Raw genomic sequence first — 3250 nt, 5'->3', positions numbered from 1 at the left:
TCCTTCTCGATATAGGTGTCGGTCCGCGGCACATAGGCCTCGGGCTGGTAGTAGTCGTAATAGGAGACGAAGAACTCCACCGCGTTGTCGGGGAAGAAGCTCTTCATCTCCGAATAGAGCTGGGCGGCCAGGGTCTTGTTGGGCGCCAGGATCAGGGCCGGGCGCTGGGTCTGCTCGATGACCTTGGCCATGGTGAAGGTCTTGCCCGAGCCGGTGACGCCGAGCAGCACCTGGTCGTGCTCCTTGCCCTCCAGGCCGGCCACGAGGTCGGCGATGGCCGTCGGCTGGTCGCCGGCCGGCTCGTATTCGCTCACCAGCTTGAACCGCTTGCCCCCCTCCGACTTCTGCGGCCGGTCGGGCCGGTGCGGAACCCACAGCATGGGGGCGCTGGACTCGTCATAGTCGAACACCGCCGACATGTCGGCGACGCCGGAATCGGGGGCGGACTTCGGGGGACGGGGCATGAGGTCGAATCTAGGGTGCATGGCCCCGGAAGGCTAGGGCGCCCTGGTGACAGGAGGTGTCAGCAGGCGCTTCGCATCCTCATCGTTCCACGGAACGGCTCAGTTGGACTGGAGGATGGTCCAGACCTTCGAGAAGTCTCCGGCTCTCGCGTCCTGCTCCCGGATCCAAAAGTAGAGCGATCCTACGTCGTACCACATCACCCCTGCCTCCTCGTCCGTGTCGAGTTGCAGCAGCAGCCGCCAGTCCGCCGTGTGGCTCTCGCCCTGGCCCAAACGCCGGGCGAGATTCTGGCATTCCGCCTCCATGCCGTCGCTTTGGACAGGGAACGGATAGCCTCCGATCTGGTGCGCCGGGGCGGCCGGGGCCAAGTCCATCAGCGCCCTCTCCAGCGCCTCGGTCGACGCCGCGTCGAGGCGGCTCCAGTCAATCGCCACTCTCTCCTCACTCGGATAGGAAGCGCCTGGCGCAAACGCAATCGGGTAGGCCAGAAGCTTGGCGTCGTCTGGAAGGTCGTCCGGCTCTGTCGCGGCGATGGGCGACCCGGTCTCATGGATCACGACCGCGCTTCCGGCGTCCTTCACATCAAGGCCCCACGAGCCATGCTCAAGCTCATAGAAGAACAGCAGACGGCCCTCGGCGGGGAGCCATTCCGGCCCCCCAGCGGCCCGCACCTCGGACAGGTCCAGCTGGGCGACACAAGAGTGTGGCCGTCCGTCGTATCGGGGCCAGGCGCCCGCCATCTCCGGCGTCCCGCCAAGTCGTGACCGGCCGTCGCCGCCGGGGACAAGGCGAAGACAGGGGCGCGCCTGGGCCTTGAGCGCGGCGATGGATTGCGCCACCACCGGTGATATCCCCTCGTCCATGCCCCAACCCTGTTTCGTCTCGCTACCGATCGATAGAACGAAAAGGGAACCTGGGTCAACGGCCTGATAACTTGCGGTGAGCCAATCCCCGTCGTCTTCCGTCGTGAAGGCTGCACGAGGCCGTCCGATCGACGCCGATGCGCGGGCTAGGCAATGAGGTCCTTTGGCAGCGGGTCATCGGCGCTCGGCAAGCCTGACATATCATTCCAGAAGTGGATGGGCGTATCCGTTCGAATTCGTCCGCTAAGAACTCCCGTAATGCTTGGAAGCCACCCAAGAATTCCGAGCCCCCGTAGGGTGGGAAGGCGTGCAGCCCTTGCCGAAAAGGCCGGCGGCTCCACCTTGCCCCCAAATGCGCGGGCTATACTTGATCGACGCCCAAACCGTGCGGCGTCGCCGTTACGTTGGTGCTGGGCCCTATGCTCTTCGGGATGCATGGGCTGGATATTGTCCAGCGTGTTGGTCCCGCCGTCGCCGACCGCCTTGGTGTGCGCCACGTCAAAGTTGCGGCCATCCGCCGTCTTCGGCCAGCGTCGCCCCTCTGCACCTTCCCACTCACGGCGAAGGCGTGGGTTATGTGGGTTCCCGACTTCCTGGAGATCGCCATCTTCGAAAGCTGCCGCGCTTTCCGGAATGAAATCGGGGTAGGGAAGGGACACCTCCGGCTCCAGTGCGGTCCGAAAGTCGCTGGCGCTGGGATGCATGGGGCGAAAGCCGCCACGCCCGGTCGCAATCCAAAGTTCATCGTCGCCGTCCGCCAGGATCGGCCGTGCGGACTGGGTGGATACCCCCGCGACGGCACGACGCTTTTCCGTCTCCGTGCGGTTAAAGAAGGCTAGATCGCGCTGCGCTGCATTCGCGTCGCGCTCCCGTTGAATTTCGTCCGCAGATCGCAAATACCAACGTCGAAGCGCCTCTCCCTCCAGGCGCGCGGGATCAATCTGACGCTCAGCCATGCCGGCTCCATTGAATGCGAAATGGCGCCCTGCCCGCAGAAATCGGGCGGGGCGATGACGTGAATTTGGGAAACGGTGAGTCCGGCGGACGGAGCAGTCGCTCAGCCGCAAAGGTTATTCACCGTGCGCAAACTTTCGCACGGTCTCGAACGAAAGTAAAGAACAAAAGAAGAACATTCGTCGCCGGAGCTGCCTTCGGGCGTCGGCCGCCGGTACGCTTTTGACATTCCAACCGATCAGCCGCCCGATCGGCTTCACGCCCTCGCCTGTAAGGGCGCGCTAGGGTTTTTTCGCCTTCCCCGCCGCCGCGACCGCCTGCTCGAGGTCGGCCAGGGTGACGACGCCGGCCTCCACCTTCACCCCATTGACGTAGAAGGTCGGCGTGCCGTCCACCCCGCGGGCGATCCCCTCGCTGACCCGGGTCTCCAGGGCCTCGCGGTTGGCGGGATCGGCGACGCAGGCGGTGACCTGGGCCTCGCTGAGGCCGGCCTGCTTGGCCACGTCCAGCAGCACCGGACGCAGCTGCTGGGTCTGGTAGATCTCCGCCTGGCGGCGGAACAGGCCGTCCACCACCTGGAAGTACCTGGCCGCCCCGGCGCAGCGGGCGGTGATGAAGCCCACGGCGGCCACGTTGGCCGGCTCGGTGATGAACTCCTTCAGGACGTAGCGGACCTTGCCGGTGTCCACGTACTTGGCCTTGAAGGCCGGGAAGATCTCGTTGTTGAAGTGGGCGCAGTGGGTGCAGGAGAGCGATGCGTATTCCTCCACCACGATCCTGGCCTTGGGCTTGCCGAGCGAGAGGTCGCCGGCAGGGTAGGGGGCGGGCGCCGCGGCGGTGAGCAGCAGGAGGGCGAGCAGGGCGAGGCGCAAGGGAAGCTTCCTGGAACTGTGACCGCCCCAGGACACCGCACCCGGCTCGCCTGTCAACCGAGGCCGTTGGCGCCGGGGGCCGCGAGCCGTCATAGT

4 protein-coding genes are annotated in these 3250 nt (G+C 65.7%); all 4 read right to left on the bottom strand.

Features of this window, described 5'->3' with window-relative positions:
* The coding region (locus Q7T09_RS01685; protein ID WP_304697232.1) for a DEAD/DEAH box helicase family protein at nt 1-464 on the bottom strand (464 nt) is incomplete at its 3' end.
* A 99-nt stretch (nt 465-563) separates the two neighbouring features.
* On the bottom strand, nt 564-1328 hold the full coding sequence (locus tag Q7T09_RS01680; RefSeq protein ID WP_304697231.1) for a YwqG family protein: 765 nt from the start codon (nt 1326-1328) through the stop codon (nt 564-566).
* Between the two features lie 146 nt (nt 1329-1474).
* On the bottom strand, nt 1475-2284 hold the full coding sequence (locus tag Q7T09_RS01675) for an HNH endonuclease signature motif containing protein (protein ID WP_304697230.1): 810 nt from the start codon (nt 2282-2284) through the stop codon (nt 1475-1477).
* 279 nt (nt 2285-2563) lie between these two features.
* Nucleotides 2564-3154 carry a thioredoxin domain-containing protein gene (locus Q7T09_RS01670; RefSeq protein ID WP_304697229.1) on the bottom strand — a complete coding sequence of 197 codons (591 nt, stop codon included), beginning with the start codon at nt 3152-3154 and terminating at the stop codon, nt 2564-2566.
* Nucleotides 3155-3250 lie beyond the last annotated feature (96 nt).

This window comes from Phenylobacterium sp. (assembly GCF_030645195.1).
Classification (GTDB): Bacteria; Pseudomonadota; Alphaproteobacteria; order Caulobacterales; family Caulobacteraceae; genus Phenylobacterium.
Note: the sequence above shows the minus strand (reverse complement) of the source record. Positions and strands in the feature narration are given on the sequence as shown.